The organism is Arcobacter acticola (assembly GCF_013177675.1).
Classification (GTDB): domain Bacteria; phylum Campylobacterota; class Campylobacteria; order Campylobacterales; family Arcobacteraceae; genus Aliarcobacter; species Aliarcobacter acticola.
Window position 1 is genome coordinate 2275902 of record NZ_CP042652.1, and the last position, 25035, is coordinate 2300936.

The following is a 25035-nucleotide window of genomic DNA, read 5'->3' on the forward strand; positions in this document are numbered from 1 at the left end:
TAAATTTTAGCTTTTCTTTAGCTTAAGTTATATATAATCATCGCCACAAAGTATTAAGTAGGGATACGCAAGCCGAACGGACTTTGAAACTAATAAAATATAAGGATCTAGAATGAAAAAAATCGTTCTTTTAATGTTAGCTATTGCTGCTGTTGCATTCGCTGCTGATGGTGAAGTTGCTAACCAAACTTTAAAAGCTTACTCTGTAGTAGCTGCTGGAATTGGATTAGGTCTTGCTGCACTTGGTGGTGCTATTGGTATGGGTAATACTGCTGCTGCAACTATTGCTGGTACTGCTAGAAACCCAGGTTTAGGTGGAAAATTAATGACAACTATGTTCATTGCATTAGCGATGATCGAAGCACAAGTTATTTATGCACTTGTTGTTGCTATGATTGCATTATATGCAAATCCATTTTTAGGGTAATCTTTAAATCTACAGATTTAATAAAACTCGAAAGGTCAAGAAGTTTATCTTCTTGACCTTTTTTTTTAGACACTTTTTTAACTCTAAATTTATGTTATAGTATTCTTTTAGTTTAATCAAAAGGATTTACTATGCAAGTAAATAGTATAAAATCAAAATTATTAATACTTCTTTTTATAAGTATCTCATGTTCATTTATTATATTGGGTTTTTATAATGCCTATAATAACTATAATTCAGAATATAATCTGATAAAACAAAAAGAGTTAAATCAAGTAAAAGAAACATCAAAATCAATTAATAATTATTTACAGTCTAAAATAGATATAGTTGAAGCAGTAGCTCAAGAAGTATCTACATTACCTTTAGATGTAAAAAATAGTGAAATAGTTAATAAATTACGTTTAGGAAATCTAGCAGGTAATTTTTCTGGATTATATTTAGGAATTCAAGAAAATGGTAATTTCTTACAATTTGATGGAACTTTCAGAACACCACAAACCCATGATTATGATTCAAGAGCTAGACCTTGGTATAAAAAAGCTATTGATGAAGATAAAGCAGGAGTTAGTGAACCATATATTGATTTTTCAACAAAAAAGTTAGTTATATCAGTATCTGCTCCTATAAAAAAAGATGGAAAAAATGTAGGGGTTATTGGTTCGGATATTTCTCTTGATACAGTTGTAAGTACAATTTTAAATATTTCTCTTGATGAAGAAGGGTTTGCATATCTTATTGATGAAAATGGTAAGACTATTGTTCATAAAGATGATAAACAGTTTAATATCCAAAATAAAGTTTATGAACAAATTAAAAGTGACAATAGCTTACATTTTGCAGAAGCTTTAGATAATGGTAATTTACAACTAATTGCTTATAATAGTATTCCTATCACAAATTGGAAGTTAGTAATCCAATTAGATAAAAATACATTATCAAAAAAAATCAATGAAAATTTATTAAAAGAAGTGTTTTTATATCTTATATTACTTATTATTATTTTAACTATTTTATTTTTTGCTCTTATTAAAATCTTAGTTCCACTAAAAACTCTTGAAAATGGATTAAACTTTTTCTTCAAATATTTAAAAGGTGAAGAAAAAAATATTAATAAATTAAATATCAATACAAATGATGAGTTTGGAAATATGGCAGCAGAAATTGATAAACAAATGGAAATAATTGCCAAAAATCTAGATCAAGATAGAAATCTAATTGAAGAAGTTAAAGAGATTGTAAATAAAGTAAAATCAGGTAATTTAAATTCTCAAATAATGTCTAAAACATCAAATACTTCTTTAGATGAATTAAAAAATATCTTAAATGATATGATAGGCACAATTAAGAACAATGTAAATGAAGATATAAATGTGATTTTATTATCACTTGAAAAATATGCTAAATTAAACTTTGTTGATGAAATTCCAAATCCAAGTGGAAATGTTGCAAAAGGACTAAATAATCTTTCAAATATTATTAACCAAATGCTATTAGAAAATAAAAACAATGGATTAACATTAGATAAAAGCTCAAAAGTTTTATTAGAGAATGTTAATACTTTAAATAAATCTTCAAATGAAACAGCTGTATCTTTAGAAGAAACAGCAGCTGCTTTAGAAGAAATTACAAGTACAGTAATAAATAATACCCAAAGAATTTCAACAATGGCAAGTCATTCAAAAGAACTATCAAGCTCAATAGAAGAAGGGCAAAAACTAGCTAGTATTACAGTTGATTCAATGGATTCAATAAATGAGCAAACAAAAGCAATAGCAGATGCAATAAGTGTAATTGATCAAATTGCTTTTCAAACAAATATCTTATCTTTAAATGCAGCCGTAGAAGCAGCAACTGCTGGTGAAGCAGGACGTGGGTTTGCAGTAGTTGCACAAGAAGTACGAAATCTAGCTTCACGAAGTGCAGAAGCAGCACGTGAAATAAAAGATTTAGTTGAAAATGCAACAAATAAAACTAACAGTGGTAAAAAAATTGCAGATGATATGATAAATGGTTATATAAAACTAAAAGAAAATATAGCTAAAACAACGAAAGTTATCCATGATATTTCAATCTCTTCAAATGAACAAAAAACAAGTATAGAACAAATAAATGATGTAGTAAATAGATTAGATAGACAAACACAAAACAATGCATCAATTGCCACACAAACTCAAGATATTGCTATAAATACCTCAAATATTGCAAAGAAAATTCTTGAAACAGTAAATGAAAAAGAGTTTAGAAACAAATAAATCTCAACTTCTTTTACAAAAAACTCATCATAATACTTAATCTTAGATGAAGTATTATGATAGTAACATTTCAACCTTATTTTTAAAGCCTTAGAAGTAAATGCTTATAAATAATGTGCGGATATGGTGGAACGGTAGACACGCTACCTTGAGGTGGTAGTGCCCTACGGGTGTGCGAGTTCAAATCTCGCTATCCGCACCACATTGATTTTTTTTAAATCCCTATTTTATAGGATTTAGAAGACTTTTTAAGATTCATAACAAAAAATTAATTCCAACCTATTTCCAACTTAAAACATCCAAAATAGAGAATTAATTATAATAGTAAAACCTATGATTCATAAAAGTTTTTACTTAATCATTTAATATCTTTAAATTTTCCTATTTTAATATCTTTAAGTTGTACTGCACCTACTTTATTTATAAAATCTAACTCTATTTCTTCATCCAAACTCATATAGTATATATCTAAAGGATAATAAACTGACAATTGATTTAAATCATTCTTCTTTTTTAGAAGCTCATCTTGAGATTCATATAAAATCAATAAATCTATATCATAAATTACATTCTTATTTTTTAAAATAGAACCAAATAAATATATATCATCGGAATATGAATAACTTTTTAAAACTTTTAAAATTCCAACTACAGTCATAATATTAACTATTCAATCTACCTAATAATTGTCTCCAAGTTAAAATTTTTAATCCTAATTCTTTTGCAACATCGTTAGCAATACTACTAATTCTAGCATTAGGATTACTAGCCAAAATTACATCAAATGTACGATATTTACTTTTAGCTTCTCTAACTTTCTCAGCAGTCAAATCATAATTATTTAGAGCTAATATTGTATCTTCTTTAAATCCTATTTTTATAACCTTATATCTTCTATTATCAAGTCTTATTATACTATATACATTCGTATGTTGCTTTAATCCTTCCATAATAAATTTAGTTTCTGGATTTTGATATTCTGTTAAATTTTCATTATTAATAGCTCTCATAATATCTCCAAATCCACCAATTCCAAATCTTTTTACTTCTGCATAAGCTAAAACTTCACCCTCTATTAACGGTTCCTTTTTTATATTAAATAAAAATTGTGTATTATCTTTAATAACTTTTTCTATTAAATCCATTGTTATATATGATTCAGAGATGACTGCTACATTATACACCTCTGAATTCTGACATCTAATTTCTACATGATTATCATCTATAATTTCAATACTCTCTACATTATCATTACTTGATACCTTTTCTTGACACCAATTTACTATCCAATTATTCATTCAGGCTCCTTAATACATTTAATATTTCACGAGGGAATTGTTGTCCATTAAAATCTGATTTCCCCGTATGTTTTGCATTAAAATCTTTAGTATGAACTTTATAAATCTGAAATTCTTCTTTTTCTCTATCAGTTAAAAGAAAATAATTCTGTTCAAATAAATCAATAATCTTATGATTATTAGGAAGGATACAACTTTCTATTTTTTCTTTCCATGCATGAGCAATTTCACTTTCTGCATTATATTTATAATCATTATTTGGACCATAAATACTTAATATAGATTTATTTTCATTAAAATAAGGTTCTAAATTATTAAATAATTCTTTTCTTTTTATTCTTCTATTTAAAGAAATCTTTTTATTCTCTAAAAGAATTTGTTTTAAATCAAGAAAAGTCCTATCCTTTGAATTTCTTGGTTTTGCAATTCCATTACTACCCATGTGTGCTTTATCTGATATTTCTTTATATCCTTCATTCCATAATCCACTTGCACTTACTCTATCTACAACTCTATCTAAACTACCTATAATATAATTAAAATCAATATACTCAGATATACTTGATGAAATAAAATTTTTATTTAATTCTTCTAAAAAATCGCTATTTTTTCTTAATTGTGCTATTTGTGGATGAAAAGAATATACACCAAATGCTAAATCAGAACCTATATTAGGAGTTGCATACAAAACTACTTTAGTTACTTTTATTTCATTTAACTTTATCATTTCCAAATTGTCAACTAAATACTTTTTTGCAATAAGTCCACCCATACTATGGCAAACTAGCACTATTTCATTATAATTAGAAAAGTGTGCATTAATTTCACCTTCCAAATCTTTACTTAAAGATTGTATTTTAGGGTATTTATTAAAATAAGGTACATGAATTAAACTAGTTGGATATTCATAGAACGCAACATCCCAAGAAGACAATTCTTCATCTTCATTAATAAACTGTTTAAAATTACCAAATGATTCTTTAGTTCCACCTAAACCATGTATAAATAATATTAATTTTTCCACATATACTCTTTTTATTAATTAATCTAACTCTCAATAACTATTATAATACATAGTCAGTCCTATAAAAAAGGCTTATTAAACTCTTCTTTTTTCCACTTTTTACAAAAGTCAATAAACTCTTGAGCATCATTATCTATTTTTTGAGATTCTTCAATTGCAAGTTTCATCACTTCCGCTAAAGCTTTAATAAATTCTGTAAAATTAATTCTTACAATATTTGAATCTTCATCAATTGAAAAATAATCAATACATCGAGATACTTTAGTTTCATATTTTTCGCCATTTTCATCTTTTTTTGTTCTTGTAAATATATCTTTTATAGTTATTTTTCCATCAAGTATACATAATGAGAAATTATCATCTGATTGCAGCCAACTACCACAAAAATAATCTTCTGCTTTAATATTTACTTTACAACTTGTATCTGAAGTAGTTATATCTTTATCAAGATTTTTTTCAAGTTCCAAAATCAGTGCAAAAAGTTCTTGAAGGGCTTTTCCTGTTATTTTTTTTCTATTTTCTAATTTTTCAATTAATGTTTTCATTTGTATTTTGTATAAATGAAACTATTAAGCATAAAATAAGATAGTACATAAGTTTAGTATAATAGAAATTAGATTATTTCATATTTTGATTTTTGCTTTTACTTATACAATAAGCCTAATAACTATATAATTGCTTTCGCAATAAATCCATAAGGAAAACTCTATGTTTCAAAAACTTTTATTAAAAATATTAACTATTTTAATAATTCCAATATTCTTATTCTCAGATAATATTCCAGAGACTCCAATTAAATTAATAGGTAAAGATACCTCTGTTACAAAACCAACAATAGAACCCACAATAGTTACAGAAGATACAACAAAAAATTTAGAAAATCAAATAGATATTCAAAATAAATTAATTAATGAAGTTATACTTAATATAAATAATGAATCATATCTAACATCCTTACCTGAAAAAAGTTTTTATGAAAATGAAATTTTATTTTTAACAAATAAAATCAATGCAAACAATATTCAAAATAACACTTTAGCTGCACAAAGAGATGAATTAAAAGTTGCTTATTTAGATGAAAAATCTTATTATGAAAATACCCTAAAAGATATAATTATCGGAAAGCAAGAGTTTAAAAATAAAAAATACTTTGAAGAAATCTTACAAAATAATATAAATAAAATACAAAAGTTTAAACTTGATCCTTATACACTAATTTATAATAATGAATTAAAAAATGATTCTAAAGTATCTACAGAATTTATAGATAGTTATATAGAGTTATATAATCAAAAACATACTCAATTATTTGTACTTCAATACTTATATTCAAATATGCAAAAGATTAGAGCTTCAAATTTCTTTATTGATGAATTTAATCTTAAATATATAATAAATAAAATTGACAATATAAAATCAATTTCTTATTTTTCATCACTCATTTCTTATCACTTAAATTTTTCTATTGGTGAAGCTTCTGTTGTACTTTTAATTATCATATTTTTTAGATTATTAAATAGATACTTAATTGCTTTAATAATAAATTTTATTTCAAAAATATTATTTAAAAATGATCAAGAAGCCGAAGAAAGTGTACTTTACTATTTAAAAGAGGCAATTAATTCCCCTTTGATTTATAGTTTATACCTTTTTTCAATACAAATTTCTATTTTTATTTTAATAAAAGACCAATCATTAATAAATCAGATAATGCCATGGATAAATACAATTTATATGGCTCTTTTAACATGGGCTATGTATTCTATTCTAAATAATAGTATTTCAATTTATGCTCAAAACTTACTTGAGAAATATCAAAATGTAAGAAAAGAGATGATTGTTTTTATTTTAAAGATTGTCAAAGTTCTACTTATTTTAGTTGTAATTCTTTTTTTATTTACCCAACTTGGAATTGATGTAAAAGCAATCGCTGCATCACTGGGAGTTGGGGGTATTGCAATAGCGCTTGCTGCTAAAGATACTCTTGCTAATTTCTTTGCTTCATTAAATATTATGACAGATAACTCATTTTCCCAAGGTGATTGGATAAAAACAGATGATTTTGAAGGAACTGTTGTTGATATTAGAATGAGAACAACAAGAATTAGAACATTTGATAATGCAATGATAACTGTTCCAAATACTCAAATTGCAAATGCGCATATTTTAAACTGGTCAAAAAGAATAATAGGAAGAAGAATAAAAATGAGTATTGGAGTAACATATGAAAATAAAATGTCAGATATTGTATGTTTAAAAAATGATATCTTAGATATGTTATTAAATCATCCAAATATTGCTTCAAACAAAAATATAGATATTTCAAGAACAAAAGCCTTTGAAGCAATAAAAAGAGAAGATTTAGAAGGTATTAAAAATACTCTTTTAGTGTATATTGATGAATTTGGAGCAACATCTATAAATATCTTAGTTTATTGTTTCTCAAGAAGTCCTGTATGGGAAGACTGGCTTGATACAAAAGAAGATGTAATGATAAAAATAGCTAGATTAGTTGAGAAAAACCATTGTGAGTTTGCTTACCCTACTCAAGTTGTACATTTAAAACAAGAGCAAAAAATAGAAGACTTAAGTTAGAAAGTCTTCTATCTTTCAAGTAATATATCAGCTTTAGTTCTAAGTTTTTTTTTATACAAAAACTCTTTTTCTCTAGCTGTAAATTTCTCCTCTTTTTTCTCTTCAACTTTTGTTTCTTTTTTTTGCTCTTTCTTAAAATCTTTTTTTGAATCTTTCTTAGAGTTTATCTCTTCTTCTTTTTTAAACATAGTTAAAAGTAAATAAACAGAAAAAACTATATTAAACACTATTATTAGCCATTTTGAAATAAGTGCTATTTCTAAAAAAGCTAATTTATCTTTTAATTTTAAATACTCAACAACATCTGAATATATAGCATTTGCAAATAATGCAATAATCAAAAGTAAAACAATTAAGATTACCCTTCTTCTGAATTTAAATAAATAGTACCAAAAAAGTGCAGATTTAACTTGTTTAAACATCACATATTCCTAAACAAAGAAATTTAAACCAAGAGCAGCAAGGGCAACTACAAGGGATTTTGTTTTTAAATCATCTACAATTTTTCTCTCTTCATCTGCAATTATTATTTCAAGTTGTTCATCTGTGTAATCATCAAAACTTTTGTGATTTTCAACAAGTCTAGCTTTTGTTGCAAGTACAGCTTTTTCTCTTATTTTTAAGTTTACAGCCTCTTTTATTTGTAGGCTTTTTATTTTTGGATAATCAAATGCTTTTGTAGCATTTTCACTTGCTATATTTAATAATTTGTTTGAATTTTCTTTTAAAGTATCTTTTATTCCCATGATTTTTCCAATTTATTTTCTTTTATTTTATCATTTAACTATTAATGAAAACATAATCAAGAAAATATCAATACAACTTTGATAAAATAAAAAGAAAATATAGGGTTAAAAATGTCAAAAGCAACAGCAAGACACATTCTTCTAAATAATGAAAAGTTAGCAAGAAAACTAAAAAAAGAGATAATCAACAATGAAATTACCTTTGAAAAAGCAGCAAAAAAATTTTCAAAATGTGGTTCTGCAAAAAGAGGAGGGAGTCTTGGGACTTTCCAAAAGGGAGATATGGTTAAAGAATTTGACAATATAGTCTTTACTCAAGATTTAAATAAAATACACGGACCAATAAAAACTCAATTTGGTTTTCATCTAATAGAAATAATGGCTAGATACTAGCCATTATTAAAAATCCTCAAATACTTTTTTAAAACTTAATATTTCTAAAAAATCTTATAAAACATATTCCCATCTTGGATAAACAGAAGCAATAGTCTTCATATCATCAATTTTAAACACATTAATAATCTTAAATCTACCACTTGTTAAAAATGCTTTTATTCTCATTTTGTATTCCTTGATTTTTCTAAATAAATTATAGCCAAAATTTTATAATATTTTACTTAATTTTATATGCATATATATATTTATATTATTTTTATGATATACTTATGCATATTTTTAATTGGAGCCAAATGGATAAAGATAATTTTAAATCATTATTAAAAAAAGCTAATTTCAATAAACGCACCTTTTCAGAACATTTAGGATTGAAATATCAAAGTGTAAATTCATGGGGAAACAACGGTAGAAGCGTTCCTTATTGGGTTGAATCATGGCTGAATTTATATATTGATAATCACAAATGCAAGCAAATAAAAGAGATGTTAAAAAATACAGGAGTATGCGAATGAAAGTAGTTTTATCGATAGCCGGAAGCGATAGTGGTGGCGGTGCTGGAATTCAAGCTGATATAAAAAGTGCTCAATATCATGGTGTTTTTATGACAACTGCAATTACAGCTGTAACTGCTCAAAATACAAAAGGAGTAAGTGGAATATGTGTGCTTGAACCCTCTTTTGTAAAAGAACAAATAAACAGTGTACTTAGTGATTTTAAAGTTGCAAGTATAAAAATAGGAATGCTAGGTTCAAAAAAATTAGTTTTAGAAATAGAAAAAGCTATAAAAAATTTAGATATTCCTATTATTTTAGATCCTGTTTCTATTTCAAGGGCTGGATCTAAATTAATAGATGAAGAAGCTGTAAATAGTTTAAAAGATTTATTTAAATATAGTTATTTAATAACACCAAATAAATATGAAGCAAAGCTTTTTTTTGATGTAAGTTGCATTGAAGATATAAAAAAACTTCAAAAGCCACAAGCAAATATTTTATTTAAAAATATGATTGAAAGCCAAGATAAAACAGTTGATGTTTTATTAACAAAAGATGGAGAGATTAAAGAGTTTGAAAGTTCAAAAGCAAATGAATTAAATACCCATGGAACAGGTTGTAGCTATAGCTCTTCAATAGCTTCTTTAATTGCTAAAAACTACTCTTTAGAAGACGCAATTAAAGTATCTAAAGATTATATTTACAATGCTATAAAAAACGCGCCTAATCTTGGAGCTGGAAATGGACCTATAAATCACTCACTTAATGATTTATAGGCCATAGCAAAGCCTTATTTAAGCAGATTATACATAAAATACGCAAATCAAAAAAGGGATAAAATATGGAACCACAATATGACAAAATAATAGTACTACTAATTGTACTAACAGCAGCATTTTTAACATGGAAAATGGTAAAAGATTTTTATATCACAAAATTACATAAAGTTTTCGCACATTTAATTGCTGTAATAACATCATCCTTTATGTTATTGTCATCTATGTTTTTATTTTTACCAAAAAATTACCAAAGAGGTACAGGTCCAGAAGTTGAAATAACATTTACAGGTATTCTAACAGTTATAGTAATGCTTGGTGTTTTATATTTATTCTTCAAATATGTACCTAATAATAAAAAATAAAATTAAAAAATAAATGATATAGGAATAGAAATGCAAACATTTTTAGAAGAGGCAAAAAGAACTAGCCGAACTATTGCAAACCTAAGTACTGCCGTTAAAAATAAAGTACTAAACGATATGGCTGATGCTTTAATGCATCATTGTGATTTTATAATTGAGCATAATCAAAAAGATATGAGTAATGCAATATTAAATAATTTAGATGATGCCTTACTTGATAGACTTCTTTTAACAGGTGATAGAGTTCAAGGAATGTCAGATGCAATTAGACAAATAGCATCACAAATGGAACCTGTGGGAAGAATACTTGATGGTTGGGTTACAAAAGATGGTTTAAATATTCAAAAAGTATCAATTCCAATTGGTGTAATTGGTATAATTTATGAAAGCCGACCAAATGTAACAAGTGATACAGCAGCTTTATGTTTTAAAAGTGGAAATGTATGCGTGTTAAAAGGGGGGAAAGAAGCAGAACACTCAAACAAAGCAATTGCTGTTGTTTTAAAAGAAGTTTTAGCTAAAAATAAACTTCCAGAACAAGCTATTTCACTTTTACCTGATTCATCAAGAGAAGGTGTTGCAAAACTTATAAAACAAGATAAATTTGTAGATTTAATAGTGCCAAGAGGTGGAGAAGAGCTTATAAAATATGTAAGTAAAAATTCTTCAATTCCTGTTATTAAACATGATAAAGGACTTTGTCATATTTTTGTTGATAAAGACGCAGCTCCTGCAAAAATCATAGATATAGCAATAAATGCAAAATGTCAAAGACCAGGTGTTTGTAATTCAATGGAAACTTTATTGATTCATGAAGATATTGCACCATATATTTTACATGGATTAGAAGATGCATTTAGTGAATATGGGACTATTTTAAAAGGCTGTGCTGAAACACTTAAATTCATAAAAGCAATTCCAGCGACTCTTGAAGATTATGACACAGAATATTTAGCAAATATACTAAATATTAAAATAGTAAAAAATGTTGAAGAAGCTATTGTTCATATTCAAAGACACGGTTCTGGACACTCTGAATCAATTTTAAGTGAAAATTATACAACCGTAAACAAATTTTTAAATGAAGTTGATGCAGCTTGTGTTTATGCAAATGCAAGTACAAGATTTACAGATGGTGGAGCTTTTGGATTAGGTGCTGAAGTTGGGATTTCAACAAATAAACTTCATTCAAGAGGACCTATGGGAATCAATGATTTAACAACATTTAAATACAAAATTTATGGTTCTGGTCAAATCAGATAATTTTTAGATAAAATGTTAGAAATTTGTGTTTAAACAAATAAAATAAATTAGTAGAGAGAGAATGACAAAAAAATTATTATTAACACTTTCAAGCGTAATTGCTGCGGTACTATTTTGGTACTATTTTGGAGCGGTATCTATATTAAAAGATGATACTAGCTCTTTTTCAAAACTTCAATGTGTATCTTATGCACCTTTTGCAAAAGATGAATCACCATTTTTATTTGATAATGGTTTGGTTATTTCAAGCAATAGAGTAAGAGAAGATCTAAAACTTTTATCTAAATATACAGATTGTATTAGAACTTATTCAACTGTTGGATTAGAAATGATTCCAGCAATTGCAAGAGAAAACAACTTAAAAATGCTTATGGGTGCATGGGTTAGTAAAGATAAAGTTCAAACAAAACAAGAGTTAGATACTTTAATTAAACTAGCAAGCGAAAACCAAGATATTGTAAAAGCAGTTATTGTTGGAAATGAAGTTTTATTAAGAGGTGATACATCAGATGTACAACTTTTAGAGTATTTAAAACAAGTAAAAGCAGCACTTCCAAATATAAAAGTTACATATGCTGATGTTTGGGAATTTTGGTTAAAACATCCAGCAATTAAAGAAAGTACAGACTTTGTAACTATTCATATTCTTCCATATTGGGAAGATGAACCAATGGGAATCAAAAGAGCAATTAATCACTTAGCAGATGTTAGAGGTGAAGTCGAAAGTATCTTAAAAGATAAAAATATCTTAATAGGAGAAACTGGTTGGCCATCTGAAGGAAGAATGAGAGAAGATGCACATCCAAGTAAAATAAATCAAGCTTTATTTGTAAGAGAGTTTGTACAATTAGCAGTTAAAAACAACTGGGATTATAATATCATTGAAGCATTTGATCAACCATGGAAAAGAGTAAGTGAAGGTGCTGTTGGTGGTTTTTGGGGATTATTTGATAAAGATAGAAATGATAAAAATGTTTTTGCAGGAGATGTATCAAATTTTCCTAACTATAAATATTTAGCATTTGGAACACTTGCACTTATATTATTGTTCTCATTTTTATTAAAAAATAAAGAAATATCAACAAAAAGATTAATAGCATTTTCATCTGTAAATACTATATTTGCAATACTATTTGTTCTACAAATTGAACAATATAATTTAACAACAAGAACATTTTTTGAAGAAATATGGGCATTGTTGATTTTAGCAGTACATATTGCTATTTACTATTTCTTCCTATTAAATATTGTAAAAAATAAAGAAAATGACTCAATTCCTATTTCATTATTTTATTCATCAGCAATATTAATGCTAATTACAAATATTGGTTTAGCTTTTGATGGAAGATATAAAAATTTTGAAATATATGTATTTATGATTTCTGCTATTTCATTTTTATGGGCTTACAGAAATAAAATTTCAGAATTAAACTTTGGTAAATTTGAAAAAGTATTATCTTTACTTGTGATAATCTCTTCAGCTTATACTATTTACAATGAAACCATTGTAAATATTTTCTCTAATGTGTGGATTATTATTACTTTAGTTTTTGCATATATTTTAAATAGAGGAAGTAAAAATATCTCTTTTTGTCAAATTAGAGAATTAGCTATTTATATAGGAATTTTCTTTGCTGCATTTTTAGCTTTAAAATATGGATTTGTGGATAATAAAGCAATCGCTACACAATGTAATCTTTATGCAGGAACATTAACTTGTAAAGTAAAAGATTTTATTGGAGCATTCTTATACTTTGGATACTTAGGAATAACAGCATTTGTTGTTGCCTTAATAGCTCTTGTTTTAAATAAAAGAACTACTACAATCATAGCTCTTGCGGTTAGTTCATGTGCAATTGTATTATCTAATCCTTTCTTAGGATCAATTGCATTTATTATTTGTATTTATCTTCTTACAAATAAAAAAGATTAAAAGAGTTTTACTAGCTTGTAGAATTACAAGCTAGTAGCTTTTAAGTAGTTATTTTTTTGATTTTTCAGATTGTTTAATAAGATTTGAAATAGTTTTATTTTCTTCTTCAATACTTGAAGATGAAGCTTCTTCCGTATAATTATCTCCAATTATTTCTTCCATTGCTTTTACTGGAAAAGGTGGCAATTTAAATTTATCTTCTTTAATTGTTATATTAAATACTGCAAGTTTTGCCTCTTGAATTTGAACAAGACCTAGAGATTTTGTGATTAATTTTAAAGGAACTGAATTATAAACCCAAATTCTATCTTCACCTAATTGCCAAACATCACAATCATAACCTAAAACTTTTTCAACACCTAAATTTTTTGCACCCATTGAAATAAATGCTTCTTTGTTTTTTACATTTAACGTAGGTTCTTCATCATCTATAACCATTTTTTGAGTATATGTTACTTCATCTGTAAAATCTACGTTATAGATTTTATCTCCCATAATTTTAGTAACTGTTCTTTCTTCTTCTATTTCTTTCATTACAGTTTGTTGAATCTTTTCATCTGTTAATTCAACATTACCAAAATCTTTGAAATAAAGTTTACTTGTTCCACTCAAAGCAGCAGAATTCCCACCAACATCACCTTCTCCTACAATTTCGTATTCTACCATACCTGATTTTATATCATATCTATTTGCAGCAGCAAATAAATTAACAACACCTACTAACAAAAATATAAATATATATTTTGATTTCTTCACCTTTTCATCCTCTAATAAATTGGCGGAAGTATACAGATAATAAGATAATTTTGCAATAGATTTCAAGCTATTTTTTTTGATAAATTTAAAATAAATACCACCAAAGGAACACCATTTTTTATTAGCATAAAAAAAACAAAGGAGTTTTATATGTCTTATTCAAAAAAAAGATATTTAGTCTATTTTTTTATTACCTTATTTATTATGGTAATACCTTTTATCACACTAAATAATAATCACTTATTGTTGCTATCTTTTGATAAATTACAGTTTCATTTTTTAGGTATAGTTTATAATGTAAGTGAACTTTATGTAATGCCGTTTTTACTTATGTTTTTATTTATTGGTATTTTTGCCATTACTTCTATTTTTGGTAGAGTTTGGTGTGGTTGGGGCTGTCCTCAAACTATTTTTAGAGTTATATACAGAGATTTAATAGAAAGTACAATTCTTGATTTAAGAAGAATAAAAAACAAACAAAAAGATATTAATTATAATAAAAGAAGCAATCAAATCAAAAAATATATAGCTATAGTTTTATGGAGTATTATTTGTTTGATCATAGCTTCAAATTTTATGCTTTATTTTGTAGCAAGTGAAGATTTTTTTACATATATTCAAAATCCAAGTGAACATAGTTTTATGATTATATTTATTATATCAATTGCTGTTTTTTTAATATACGATATTGTTTTTATGAAAGAAAATTTCTGTACTTACATATGTCCTTATTCAAGAATACAATCTGTTTTATATGATGATAATACAAAACAAGTAAGTTATGATTATACAAGAGGTGGAAAAATCTATGAAAACAGTGTTAAATCAATATTTAAATTAAAAGATTTAAATGCCAATGATGAGTGTACGACCTGTGAAGCCTGTGTTAAGATTTGCCCTACTCATATAGATATAAGAAAAGGTTTACAAGTTGAGTGTATAAACTGTCTAGAGTGTAGTGATGCTTGTGCTAATGTTATGAAAAAGTTTGATAAACCATCATTAATAAATTGGGGAAGTACAAATAAAGTAATAAATAAAAAAAATATATCAATTTTTACAAAAAGAAATATCACATATTTTAGCTCTTTATTTTTATGTATATTTTTAGCATTTTATTTTTCTTTAGATAAAGAGGATTTTTTAGTAAATGTAAATAAAACAACACAACTTTATAAAACAAAAGAAAATGGTGTAATTGCAAATAACTATGTTTTAACATTTCATAATACTCAAGATAAAACTCTAATTTTTCATATAAAATTAGAAGATGAAAAAAATTATAAAATCAAAAGATTTGAAAGTTTTGCATTAGATGCTGGCAAAAAAATCAAAAAAGTTCTAATTATTGAAACAACAAAAGATTATGTAAAATCAAAAGATAATGCAAATATTAAAATAGAAATAAAAACTTTAAATGAAAGTTTAAAAGTAATTAAAAATATATCTTTTATTCATCCATAAAATCAAAGAGCTTTTTCAATAAAGAGGGAAAACACAGCCCCCTCTTTTTGGTTTTCTACACTTATTTTTCCCAAGAAACTCTCTTCAATTATCATTTTACTTAAATATAAACCAATTCCAAATCCTTGCTCTTTTGTAGAAAAATATGGCTCAAATATCTTTTTTATATTTTTACTTTTTATTCCACCACCATTATCTGCTAAACTAATAGTAACCTCAGCACTATTTGAAAAAACAAGTATTTTTATTTTTGGATTTTCAATATTTTTTAAAACATCAATTGCATTTGAGATAATAGAGAGTATAACTTGAGTAAATTCACTTTTAACTCCAAAAATTTCCACCTCTTCAAAGGTATCAAATTTTAAATCAAGTTCTATATTGTTACTTTTTAAATCAGCCGATAAAATTGTAAGAGCATTTGATATTGCTTCTTTTACAGAAAAGTTGTTTTTATCTTTTGAATTTGTATAAAACTCTTTAAAATCTTCAATTGTTTTTGATAAAAATTCAAGTTGGTTATTTGCTTGAATAAACTTCTTATCAAAATATATTTCATCTAAACTATTATTTTCAAACTTTTTCTTTAGATTTATTAGAATATAAGAGATGTTATTTAAAGGTTGTCTAAATTGGTGGGTTATATTTGCTATCATCTCTCCTGATTTTACAAATTTAGATTGCTGTAAAACCATTTTTTCAAAACTTTTATTTTGATTTTTCAAATCATTATATTTATACCCAACCGAAATAGTAAATAAAATTGCTTCAATTGCAAATACACTTAATACAATATCAAAATACCCTTTTTGTATGTAGTAATTTTTAAAATCAAAAGCAAATAATAAAATACAAAAAATCGACCAACCAAGAACATATATAAGTGTTGGTTTAAAACCTTGCTTTAAATTAAAAACAATAGATATAAATAAAATTGCATATATAATAGTATAAGGAATATACTCAAAAAGCATATAGTGATAAAAAGCTGTTAATATAACCACATTTAAAAGTAAGGTATTAATTATTAGCTCTTTATAGTTTGAAATTTTTGGCAAAAACTTACCTTCATAAAAAGTAATTGCAAAAAGTACAGCACTAATACTAGCAATTAATAAAGATAATTCTTGAATAAAACTACTAATTTCAAAAAGATTGCTAAATGCTGCAATATAAACTAAAGAAAAAATCTGCATAAAACAGTAACTTATATAAAATATCTCTTTTGAGTATATATATCTAATAAAAGTATATACAATAGTCATTATTAATATTCCAAAAGTAATCCCATAAAATAAGATTAAGTTGATATCATATTGCAATTTTATATCCACTATTTGTAAGATTAAGAATTAAATCTTTTGGTATTTTTGTTTTTATATTTTTTACTAATGTTTTTAAAGCATCTTTTGTCATAACACTATCATTCCAAACATAGTTTTCAATTTCTTCATAACTTACATATCTATTTTTATTTTTAATTAATAACTCTAAAAAATTCAACTCTTTTGCTCTTAGTTTTACCATTTCATTAGATGAAATAAGATTTTTATTAAAAGTATCAAAAAAGGTAATTTCATCTAATTGAATAATATTTGTTTCATCTTTTTCTAGAGCATTTATACATAAAAACAAAGCTTCTTCAAACTCTTTTTCACGTACAGGTTTTACTAAATATTTTACTAAACCTAACTCAATTGCTTTTAGTAAATAGTCTTTATCACTAAAAGCTGTAATAATTATAACTTGAGTTTTTTTATCTTTTTGTCTAATTCTTTTTACAAATTCTAAACCATTTAATTTTGGCATTTGAATATCTGTGATTATAATATCAGGTTTGTATTTTTCATATAATTGTAAGGCTTTAATCGCGTCACTAGCATCGTAGATTAACTCAAAATAGTTTTCTAAGTATTCTATACCATTTTCTCTAGCTATTTCATCGTCTTCCACATATAGAATTTTTATATTTTTGTAGTATTTTTTTAACATATAATATTATATCTTATATATGATTATGTTAATATTCCATTATGAGAGAATATAAATCACAAACAAAAGAAATAATAGCAACAACAACATTTTCAACACCTATTGGTGAAATGTTTGCAGCAGCATCCAAAAAAGGCATTGTAATGCTTTGTTTTTTCACACCATTTAATATAGAAGCAAAGATTCAAACACTAAAAGACACACTAAATGCGGATGTTATTCCTGCGAATAGTGAGATATTTGATGCTTTAAAACAACAATTAGATGAATATTTTAATAAACAAAGAACTACATTTGAAATTCCATTACAGTTAATCGGTTCTCCTTTTCAAGTAAAAGCGTGGAAAGAACTATTAAATATTCCATATGGAAAAACAATATCTTATAAAGAACAAGCTTTAAATATACAACAAGATAAAGCCCATAGAGCAGTAGCAAATGCGAATGCACAAAATATGATAGCAATATTAGTTCCATGTCATAGAGTAATTGCAAGTAATGGAAAACTTAGTGGTTACAATGGTGGAGTTGAGAAAAAAGAATTTTTATTAAAATTAGAATCAAATAATGATTAATAAAATTATTTTTAGACAATATGATATAAGAGGTATTGTTAATAAACAACTAACAAAAGAAAATAGTAAATTAATAGGATATTATCTAGGTCTTACTATAAAAGAAAAATATCCTCAAATCACACCATATATAATAGTTGGTTATGATATAAGAACTCACTCACAAATGCTTTTTGAAGCTTTGATTTCAGGAATAAATCTATCAAATTGTAAAGTTTTAGATATAGGACTTGTAGCAACTGGAGTAAACTATTTTGCTTCATTTCAAGAGTATGAAATAAATAATAAAACTATAAAACCAACTGCTTCTATTATGATAACAGGAAGTCACAATGCAAAAAAATATAATGGCTTTAAAATAACAATAAACAATGAACCTTTTTTTGGTGATGAATTAATAGATTTATATGAAAAAATATCAAAAGACAGTGAAATAAAAATAGCTGATAATTTTGATGTGATTAAAATAGATGCAAAATCTTTATATATAGATTATATGTTAAATCAATTTTCACATTTAAAAGACTTCCCTATTCCTTTTATAATTGATTGTGGGAATGGCGTAGCAAATACTGTTTTATGTGAAGTTTTAGATAAATTGAATCTAAATTATAAGGGTTTACACCTAGTTCCTGATGGAGAATTTCCAAATCATCATCCAGATCCAACAAATGAAAAAAATCTTGAAGATTTAAAAGTATTACTAAAAGATGAATATAATCTGGGATTTGCCTATGATGGAGATGCAGATAGAATTGCAGTTTTAACTCAAAAATATAATATCAAAGGTGATATGTTAGCTTTACTTTTTTCAAAAACTATGAAAAATCCAGTTATTATTGGGGAAGTTAGTTACTCGCAAAATATCTTTGATGAAATGAATCAAACAACAAAAACTATTATGGATAAAACAGGTTATTCAAATCTACGATTAAAACTAAAAGAGTTAAATGCAGACCTAGCAGCAGAAGTATCAGGACATATATTTTTCAATGACAGATATTATGGCTTTGATGATGCGATTTATGCAACATTTAGAGTATTAGAATTAATACAAAAAGGTATAGATTTAGACAAAGAACTAGATAAACTTCCAAAAGTGTATACAAGTTCTAATATAGAGATATCTGTGTCTGAAAGTAAAAAATTTTTAATCATTGAAAAAATTGAAAAGAAATTAAAAGAAGTTCAAAGGGGATTTCCAATTATCAAAGATATTTTACAAATAGATGGTCTTAGAATAAATTTTGAATACGGCTGGGCTTTAGTTCGTGCTTCAAATACAAATGCTCTTATTATGACAAAATATGAAGCTACAACAGAAGCGACAGCTATTGGTTATCAAAAAGCTGTTGAAAATTTAATACAAGAGGTAAGAGATGAACTTAATTGCATTACAAATTAAAACAAGTCCTAATTTTGAAGAAAATCTAATACACTTAAAAGAGCTTATTAATTCATGTGAAGAAGATTCACTTATTTTAGCTCCTGAGTTAGCTTTAAGCGGGTTTTCTTATGACAGAATGATTGAAACTTCTAACTTTTCATTAAAGGCTGTAGAGGATATAAAAGCCCTTAGTGTTAATAAAATCATCGCTTTAACATTTATAACTCAAAAAAATGATAGTTTTTTTAATACTTTACATATTTTTCATAATCAAAAAATTGTTCATACACAATCTAAAAGGCAACTTTTCCCACTTGGAAATGAACTTGAACATTTTAATGCAGGTAATGAAAATGACATAAAAATCATAGAAATAAATGGAATTAAAATTGCTACATTAATATGCTTTGAACTTAGATTTCCAAGACTTTGGGAAAAGGTAAAAGGAGCTGATATTATATTAAATCCTTCCATGTGGGGATTAAAAAGAAAAGATCATTATGAATCTATTTCAAAAGCTTTAGCTTTAGTAAATCAGTGTTTTGTTATTGCTTGCAATAGTGCTGATGATAATATGGCAAAAGGAAGTGCAATTATTAGTCCATTTGGAAATGTGATAAAAGATGATTTTTCTGAAATAATTAAAACAAAATTTGATTTTGATGAGATTAAAAAAACAAGAAAGTATATCGATATTGGATTAAACCAAGAGCTTTGAATAAATCAAATTTATTCAAACTCTTAATGAATCTCTAATTTCATCTAAAGGAATACCATTTTGTTTAGCTAATAGAGCTAATCTTGTTATTCTTTTTATATGTGAAGGAATGATTTTATATGTTGTAAAAGTACTTGCTTTTACACCTATTTCTTCTGCAAATCTACCTTGAGAAGAAAATCCAATTTCTTTGATAATTTTTTTAAATTCTTTCTTTTCCACTACTTTTTACTTCTGACAAAAATTTTTGAAATTATAGTTGCACCTACCTAAAAATCACATTAATCAGCCTTTAAATCCAAGTAAATTATAGGCAAATTTGACAACTTTATACTTTTAAAGTATAATTCCGACTTAATTTAAGAAAAAACAAAGGAGAAATTACTCCAATCCACTAAAAACAAATTTTTAATAATAATCCTAAAGTAGTATCTAAATCCCATCTGTTTTCTAATAACTGATTTTTGATAGATTTAACTTTATTTAGGTGTAGAATATTTATAACAAAGCTTCTTAATATTGTCATAGTCATTGGATTTATATTTGCAGTATGTAAATCTTCATAAAGTGATTTATCTTTATAAAAGTGCATTGTCTCCACTTTCCAATGATTGAGTTGAAGATTATGGAAAAATTCTGCACTATTTTTAAAGTTTGCAATTGCAAATGATGTTGTTACTATTTCTTTTATCTCACCTGTTTTTTTATTATTTGAGTATATTGTTTTATCAATTTTAATTATAGTTTTTATATGTGTCATTCCATTATGGTAAAAGCAACTATCATTTGTAAAAGTAGACACTTTTCTTTGAACAAGATATTTACTTTCTTGTTTTAACGAAGATATATAGATATCTGTAGGTATTTGTGTATCGGATATTTTAATAGCTTTTTGCAAAAGCTTTTTTTGATTTCCTTTTAATTTAGAATAATACTTATTATCATTTGTCTTTTCAATTTTATCAAGTGTTTTTTTTACTATTCATAGCATCAAAGGTATATATAAAGCTATCATCTAATTCATCAATAAGTTCTCTTAATGCGGGTACTTCATTTGATTTTTCTACAATTTTTTTATGAGCTAATATTATTCCACTATTTGCTAATACTGCATTTAGTACTTGTGTTGATTGTTTTGCATTTACACTACTACCATTCATAACTTTACCATCAACAGCTAATTGTGGTAAATTAGAAGTATCAACCAATTCATTTATCCATATTCTAAAAACTTTTTCTAACTCTAGATAATTAACTTCAGCTAAAATCTCTGCAATAGCACTTCTTCCTGGTGTTTTTATAAACTCTACACCTAAAAGTTTTTTAATTTTATCATCTTGAATATGCTTTGTAATCCATACCCATATCTCTTTATAATTAACTGCTCCCATTAATTGTGCAATAACTGACAAAAACAAAATATGTTCCAATTTATGAAGTTTACCTTGACCTTTTCTATGATCTGGTATCTCACCTAATAGTTGCAATAATCTATTTTTAGAAGCTATTTCCTTATAACCTTTTTTAGATCTTTTCTCTGCTAATTTCTCTCTAAATCTATTTGCCATAATATCTCTTTTTTATGCTTATTATAGCTGATTTTATCTATTTACTTAATTAAGAGTTTTTGGTGGATGAGGATAAGGAGAAATCAATGAAATTGAAAGTTTTTTTACTTATTCTAATGTTTATATCAAATATTTTTGCAGCAGATTTTGACATTAAAAAATTAACTCAAGATGAAATTGAAACGCTAAAAGAAATCAAAAGAGAAGGTCAAGAACACGGACTTAGTTACTCTTTAATGGCTATAGCAATAAAAGAATCTAGCCTAGGTAAATACTTAGTTAATGTTGATACTAAAGATTATGGTTTATACCAAGCACATTTAAAAACAGTTATCGACAGAGAAAATGTAAAAGATAATTCATGGAATAGAAACAAATTTGCAATGAAATTAATTTCAGATTTTAAATTTGCAACTAAAAATGCAATAGACGAACTTGTATATTGGCAAAAAATTCATAAAAATGATTGGTCAAAAGTTTGGAGTAGTTACAACGGCGGTTGGAAATACAATAGTAAAGCTGCGCGTGATTATTCACAAGAAATAGCTTCAATAATACGAGAATTAAAAAAAATCGACGTATAATACTTTTTTTAACTAGGAATCTCCTAGTTATTCCCTTCTTCTTTATCATCCACTATTAAAAATCTTTTTTATTTTAAACACAAACAAAACAATCTTTATTAGCACATACTTAGTTTATTGATAATCATTCTTAATATTAATAATACTTTAAGATTACTTACTATACTATTCAATAATGATTATCAATACGAAGGATTTAAAATGATTGATTGTATAAAAAATAAAAATGACTTAGTAAAACCAACTGGTTGTACTTGTTAATAAAGGATTTGAAATGAGTGTATTAATTATTGGAGGAGATCAGATCTCTCAAATATCTTCAATGCTAGAGTCTTTAGGTGCTAAAACAATAAATCATTGGGATGCAAGAAAAAAGTCATCAGCTCCAAAGAAAAAAGTTCCATTAAATACTGATTGCATAGTAATGTTAACTTCTTTTTTAAATCACAATACTATGCTTAAATATAAAAATGAAGCAAAGAAGAAAAATATACCATTTATCTGTGCAAAAAGATCAATTTCTTGTGTGTATGAAGAATATGTAAAAATTATGGGTATTAAAGATTGTAAAGAGTGTTATGCAAATTGTAATTTTGGAGATAAAGATGTTAAATAAAAATTTAATTGGATTTAGTGATAAAGAAGAATATTTACCAAAAGATTTTGATGAGTTTAATTCAATAATTAGATTAAGACAAATGTTTTTAAATCTAAGTAATAATATTTTACATTCATATTGCCATTTTTCTAAATATGAACAAAAGAAATTATCAAGTTTATCTTTGCAAGATGCTTTTATATATAAAATAAAAAGTATGAGTCCAATTAGTTATATAAAAACACACAAATATAAAAATAGAAGTTTTAAACTTTGCATTAAGTCTACAAAAATAATTAATAACTATTTAAATGCAAATAATAAAAATTCAATTGTTATTTCAAATAATCATTTACTTCCCCTCGCAAAACTTATATCCCTTTGTTTTACAAACAATAAGATGCAAGTACTTATTGATAAGCATTTATTATTTCATGAGTTTGTATTAAAAAAGATAAAGAAACTTCATGCAGATAAAACTGTTATTGATTTAGGAAATGCTATTTGTATTAAAACAAAAGATTTTGTTGGCTTGAAAATTTACACTTCATGGAAAGATATAATTGTAAATAAACCAAATATTCAAGACGAATTAGAAAGTGCAATAAAATCAATTAAAAAAGGTGAATATTATCAAATATATTTAGCTTATCCAAAAAACAATGACTTTAAAAAACAAATCCCTATTTATGTGGATGAATTAAAAAATAAAGAGTATCAAATAAAAGCAATACCTTACTCTTTAAGATCAATTATAAAAAATTAATTAAAAATAAGGAAATAAAATGGCAACAGCAATATTTTTTGCAAGTAGTACAGGGAACAGTGAAGAGATAGCTTCTAAAATAGCTTCTTCATTAAATAATATTGAAGTATTTGATTTATCAGGAACAAAAATAGAAAAAATCAATGATTACGATAAAATAATTTTTGGTGGATCAACGTGGGGAGATGGAGAATTAAATGATGATTGGGAAGATGTTTGGGGTGATTTTTGTAAATTAGATTTTAGCTCTAAAACAATTGCATTATTTGGATTAGGTGATCAAGAAAGTTATAGTGACGAATTCTGTAGTGCTCTAGGATTAATCTATGAGCAAGTAAAATCAATGAATGCAAATGTTATTGGTTTTACATCAAGCGAAGGTTATTATCATGATGCTTCAAAAGCACAAATTGATGATAAGTTTGTTGGATTAGTAATTGATGAAGATAATCAAAGTGATTTAACAGATGAAAGAATTAAAAATTGGGTAAATGAAATAAAAGAAGATATTTTATAAAAATATTTTATCAAAGAGTAGTATAAATATACTACTCTTGACAAGTTTCACAAGTTCCATATAACTGCATTGAATGACTAGTTATTTTAAACTTATTCTTTTTAGCTATTTTATCTTGTCTTTTTTCGATCTCATCATCAATAAACTCAATGATTTTACCACAATTTGTACAAATCAAATGATCATGATGTGATTTTGCATTACTTTCATATTTTTTACCATCTGTACCAAAAGCAATAGAAGTAATCAAATCAACTTCTTCTAAAAAGCTAAGAGCTCTATAAACAGTAGCTATTCCAATATTTGAGTCTGTGTGCTCTTTTTTAATCTCATTATATACTTCTTCAGCAGTTAAATGATCTTGAGCATCTAATAAGACACTTAAAACAATCTCTCTTTGTTCTGTATATTTAAGTCCTTTTTGTTTTACTATCTTTTTTAATTCATCTATTATTTCTTCATTACTATTTTCATTTAACATTAAAGTACACCTTAAAAAATTTTATACTGATTCAGTATATCTAAAGTTAACAAAAAT

At 25.7% G+C, this 25035-nt stretch carries 30 protein-coding genes and 1 tRNA gene; 18 read left to right on the top strand and 13 right to left on the bottom strand.

Going from position 1 to position 25035, the window contains the following annotated elements:
* Positions 1-112 precede the first annotated feature (112 nt).
* The 3 genes from AACT_RS11635 to AACT_RS11645 all read left to right on the top strand — a co-directional run bounded on the left by AACT_RS11635 (position 113) and on the right by AACT_RS11645 (position 2884).
* Complete coding sequence (locus tag AACT_RS11635) at positions 113-427, top strand: F0F1 ATP synthase subunit C (protein ID WP_108558306.1); 315 nt, start codon at positions 113-115, stop codon at positions 425-427.
* Positions 428-558: 131 nt separating this feature from the next.
* Positions 559-2682, top strand: coding sequence for a methyl-accepting chemotaxis protein (locus AACT_RS11640; protein WP_172127088.1), 2124 nt, complete (start codon positions 559-561; stop codon positions 2680-2682).
* A gap of 117 nt (positions 2683-2799) precedes the next feature.
* Positions 2800-2884, top strand: a tRNA-Leu gene (locus AACT_RS11645).
* A 156-nt stretch (positions 2885-3040) separates the two neighbouring features.
* On the opposite strand, the gene AACT_RS11650 is transcribed toward AACT_RS11645, so the two are convergent.
* The 4 genes from AACT_RS11650 to AACT_RS11665 are packed head-to-tail and all read right to left on the bottom strand — an operon-like array spanning position 3041 to position 5549.
* Entirely contained in the window at positions 3041-3340 is a 300-nt protein-coding gene (locus AACT_RS11650; RefSeq protein WP_172127090.1) for a nucleotidyltransferase domain-containing protein, read from the bottom strand.
* A 4-nt stretch (positions 3341-3344) separates the two neighbouring features.
* Positions 3345-3980: a hypothetical protein gene (locus AACT_RS11655; protein WP_172127092.1), complete on the bottom strand. Its 636-nt coding sequence runs from the start codon at positions 3978-3980 to the stop codon at positions 3345-3347.
* Positions 3973-5004 (bottom strand): esterase/lipase family protein, encoded by a 1032-nt coding sequence (locus AACT_RS11660; protein WP_172127094.1) that lies wholly within the window; start codon positions 5002-5004, stop codon positions 3973-3975. The genes AACT_RS11655 and AACT_RS11660 overlap by 8 nt, the downstream gene beginning before the upstream one ends.
* Before the next feature lie 59 nt (positions 5005-5063).
* A complete protein-coding gene (locus tag AACT_RS11665; protein ID WP_172127095.1) occupies positions 5064-5549 on the bottom strand; it encodes a hypothetical protein in 486 nt (161 codons plus the stop codon).
* A 163-nt stretch (positions 5550-5712) separates the two neighbouring features.
* Here AACT_RS11665 and AACT_RS11670 point away from each other — a divergent pair, with 163 nt between their 5' ends.
* Positions 5713-7599 carry a mechanosensitive ion channel family protein gene (locus tag AACT_RS11670; protein ID WP_172127096.1) on the top strand — a complete coding sequence of 629 codons (1887 nt, stop codon included), beginning with the start codon at positions 5713-5715 and terminating at the stop codon, positions 7597-7599.
* A gap of 8 nt (positions 7600-7607) precedes the next feature.
* On the opposite strand, the gene AACT_RS11675 is transcribed toward AACT_RS11670, so the two are convergent.
* Positions 7608-8021: a hypothetical protein gene (locus tag AACT_RS11675; protein ID WP_172127097.1), complete on the bottom strand. Its 414-nt coding sequence runs from the start codon at positions 8019-8021 to the stop codon at positions 7608-7610.
* Between the two features lie 9 nt (positions 8022-8030).
* Positions 8031-8345, bottom strand: coding sequence for a hypothetical protein (locus tag AACT_RS11680; protein ID WP_172127098.1), 315 nt, complete (start codon positions 8343-8345; stop codon positions 8031-8033).
* A gap of 111 nt (positions 8346-8456) precedes the next feature.
* On the opposite strand from AACT_RS11680, the gene AACT_RS11685 reads away from it, so the two are divergent.
* From AACT_RS11685 to AACT_RS11710, 6 genes are all read left to right on the top strand, one after another.
* Positions 8457-8738, top strand: coding sequence for a peptidylprolyl isomerase (locus tag AACT_RS11685; protein ID WP_172127099.1), 282 nt, complete (start codon positions 8457-8459; stop codon positions 8736-8738).
* Between the two features lie 296 nt (positions 8739-9034).
* Positions 9035-9253 carry an XRE family transcriptional regulator gene (locus AACT_RS11690; protein WP_172127100.1) on the top strand — a complete coding sequence of 73 codons (219 nt, stop codon included), beginning with the start codon at positions 9035-9037 and terminating at the stop codon, positions 9251-9253.
* Positions 9250-10011 (top strand): bifunctional hydroxymethylpyrimidine kinase/phosphomethylpyrimidine kinase, encoded by a 762-nt coding sequence (gene thiD / locus AACT_RS11695; RefSeq protein WP_172127101.1) that lies wholly within the window; start codon positions 9250-9252, stop codon positions 10009-10011. The genes AACT_RS11690 and thiD overlap by 4 nt, the downstream gene beginning before the upstream one ends.
* 65 nt (positions 10012-10076) lie before the next feature.
* Positions 10077-10376, top strand: coding sequence for a hypothetical protein (locus tag AACT_RS11700; protein WP_172127103.1), 300 nt, complete (start codon positions 10077-10079; stop codon positions 10374-10376).
* A 30-nt stretch (positions 10377-10406) separates the two neighbouring features.
* Positions 10407-11639, top strand: a complete 1233-nt coding sequence (locus AACT_RS11705; RefSeq protein ID WP_172127105.1) for a glutamate-5-semialdehyde dehydrogenase — start codon at positions 10407-10409, stop codon at positions 11637-11639.
* A 61-nt stretch (positions 11640-11700) separates the two neighbouring features.
* Positions 11701-13572, top strand: a complete 1872-nt coding sequence (locus AACT_RS11710; protein WP_172127107.1) for a glycoside hydrolase family 17 protein — start codon at positions 11701-11703, stop codon at positions 13570-13572.
* 48 nt (positions 13573-13620) lie between these two features.
* On the opposite strand, the gene AACT_RS11715 is transcribed toward AACT_RS11710, so the two are convergent.
* Entirely contained in the window at positions 13621-14328 is a 708-nt protein-coding gene (locus AACT_RS11715; protein ID WP_172127109.1) for a hypothetical protein, read from the bottom strand.
* A 150-nt stretch (positions 14329-14478) separates the two neighbouring features.
* Here AACT_RS11715 and ccoG point away from each other — a divergent pair, with 150 nt between their 5' ends.
* Entirely contained in the window at positions 14479-15792 is a 1314-nt protein-coding gene (gene ccoG, locus AACT_RS11720) for a cytochrome c oxidase accessory protein CcoG (RefSeq protein WP_172127111.1), read from the top strand.
* Positions 15793-15794: 2 nt separating this feature from the next.
* Here ccoG and AACT_RS11725 read toward each other — a convergent pair whose 3' ends face one another.
* Together AACT_RS11725 and AACT_RS11730 are read right to left on the bottom strand one after the other, a co-directional pair.
* Entirely contained in the window at positions 15795-17114 is a 1320-nt protein-coding gene (locus tag AACT_RS11725) for an ATP-binding protein (RefSeq protein WP_172127113.1), read from the bottom strand.
* Entirely contained in the window at positions 17104-17784 is a 681-nt protein-coding gene (locus AACT_RS11730) for a response regulator transcription factor (protein WP_172127115.1), read from the bottom strand. Before AACT_RS11730 ends, AACT_RS11725 begins: the two co-directional genes overlap by 11 nt.
* A gap of 41 nt (positions 17785-17825) precedes the next feature.
* Here AACT_RS11730 and AACT_RS11735 point away from each other — a divergent pair, with 41 nt between their 5' ends.
* The 3 genes from AACT_RS11735 to AACT_RS11745 are packed head-to-tail and all read left to right on the top strand — an operon-like array spanning position 17826 to position 20464.
* Positions 17826-18359 (top strand): methylated-DNA--[protein]-cysteine S-methyltransferase, encoded by a 534-nt coding sequence (locus AACT_RS11735; RefSeq protein ID WP_172127117.1) that lies wholly within the window; start codon positions 17826-17828, stop codon positions 18357-18359.
* On the top strand, positions 18352-19764 hold the full coding sequence (locus AACT_RS11740) for a phosphomannomutase/phosphoglucomutase (RefSeq protein WP_172127119.1): 1413 nt from the start codon (positions 18352-18354) through the stop codon (positions 19762-19764). The genes AACT_RS11735 and AACT_RS11740 overlap by 8 nt, the downstream gene beginning before the upstream one ends.
* Complete coding sequence (locus AACT_RS11745; RefSeq protein ID WP_172127121.1) at positions 19739-20464, top strand: carbon-nitrogen hydrolase family protein; 726 nt, start codon at positions 19739-19741, stop codon at positions 20462-20464. Before AACT_RS11740 ends, AACT_RS11745 begins: the two co-directional genes overlap by 26 nt.
* Positions 20465-20479: 15 nt before the next feature.
* On the opposite strand, the gene AACT_RS11750 is transcribed toward AACT_RS11745, so the two are convergent.
* From AACT_RS11750 to AACT_RS11760, 3 genes are all read right to left on the bottom strand, one after another.
* On the bottom strand, positions 20480-20686 hold the full coding sequence (locus tag AACT_RS11750; RefSeq protein ID WP_172127123.1) for a hypothetical protein: 207 nt from the start codon (positions 20684-20686) through the stop codon (positions 20480-20482).
* 172 nt (positions 20687-20858) lie between these two features.
* Positions 20859-21362 carry a hypothetical protein gene (locus AACT_RS11755; RefSeq protein WP_172124437.1) on the bottom strand — a complete coding sequence of 168 codons (504 nt, stop codon included), beginning with the start codon at positions 21360-21362 and terminating at the stop codon, positions 20859-20861.
* A gap of 64 nt (positions 21363-21426) precedes the next feature.
* On the bottom strand, positions 21427-22032 hold the full coding sequence (locus AACT_RS11760) for an ISAs1 family transposase (protein WP_172124435.1): 606 nt from the start codon (positions 22030-22032) through the stop codon (positions 21427-21429).
* Between the two features lie 86 nt (positions 22033-22118).
* On the opposite strand from AACT_RS11760, the gene AACT_RS11765 reads away from it, so the two are divergent.
* From AACT_RS11765 to AACT_RS11780, 4 genes are all read left to right on the top strand, one after another.
* Positions 22119-22616: a transglycosylase SLT domain-containing protein gene (locus AACT_RS11765; protein ID WP_172127125.1), complete on the top strand. Its 498-nt coding sequence runs from the start codon at positions 22119-22121 to the stop codon at positions 22614-22616.
* 274 nt (positions 22617-22890) lie between these two features.
* Positions 22891-23232, top strand: coding sequence for a DUF2325 domain-containing protein (locus AACT_RS11770; protein ID WP_172127127.1), 342 nt, complete (start codon positions 22891-22893; stop codon positions 23230-23232).
* On the top strand, positions 23195-23980 hold the full coding sequence (locus AACT_RS11775; protein ID WP_172127129.1) for a hypothetical protein: 786 nt from the start codon (positions 23195-23197) through the stop codon (positions 23978-23980). The genes AACT_RS11770 and AACT_RS11775 overlap by 38 nt, the downstream gene beginning before the upstream one ends.
* 19 nt (positions 23981-23999) lie before the next feature.
* On the top strand, positions 24000-24497 hold the full coding sequence (locus tag AACT_RS11780) for a flavodoxin (RefSeq protein WP_172127131.1): 498 nt from the start codon (positions 24000-24002) through the stop codon (positions 24495-24497).
* A gap of 31 nt (positions 24498-24528) precedes the next feature.
* On the opposite strand, the gene AACT_RS11785 is transcribed toward AACT_RS11780, so the two are convergent.
* The gene (locus AACT_RS11785; RefSeq protein WP_172127133.1) at positions 24529-24978 is read right to left on the bottom strand and encodes a Fur family transcriptional regulator; all 450 of its coding nucleotides are present in this window, start codon (positions 24976-24978) and stop codon (positions 24529-24531) included.
* Positions 24979-25035: the final 57 nt, after the last annotated feature.